Below are 302 nucleotides of genomic sequence, written 5' to 3' on the forward strand. Positions count from 1 at the left end.
AGACACCGCCCTTTCACGGCGGTAACATGGGTTCAAATCCCGTACGGGTCACTTTTATGGAGGATTAGCTCAGTTGGTAGAGCATCTGCCTTACAAGCAGAGGGTCACAGGTTCGAGCCCTGTATCCTCCATTTCAATGAGTTGTTAGCTCAGTTGGTAGAGCATCTGACTTTTAATCAGAGGGTCGACAGTTCGAGCCTGTCACAACTCATAAAATTTAATATTTGCGGGTGTGGCGGAATTGGCAGACGCGCTAGATTTAGGTTCTAGTGTCTTCGGACGTGGGGGTTCAAGTCCCTTCA

The 302-nt window shown here is 48.7% G+C and carries 2 tRNA genes; both read left to right on the top strand.

The features are described 5' to 3' along the window. The first annotated feature begins 58 nt into the window (after positions 1-58). A tRNA-Val gene (locus LB941_RS12405) sits at positions 59-131 on the top strand. Positions 132-138: 7 nt separating this feature from the next. Further along, positions 139-211: transfer RNA gene (locus LB941_RS12410), tRNA-Lys, on the top strand. The last annotated feature ends 91 nt before the right edge of the window (positions 212-302 follow it).

Origin of the sequence: Ligilactobacillus ubinensis, assembly GCF_024160875.1 — a bacterium.
In the GTDB taxonomy this organism is placed as follows: Bacteria; Bacillota; Bacilli; order Lactobacillales; family Lactobacillaceae; genus Ligilactobacillus; species Ligilactobacillus ubinensis.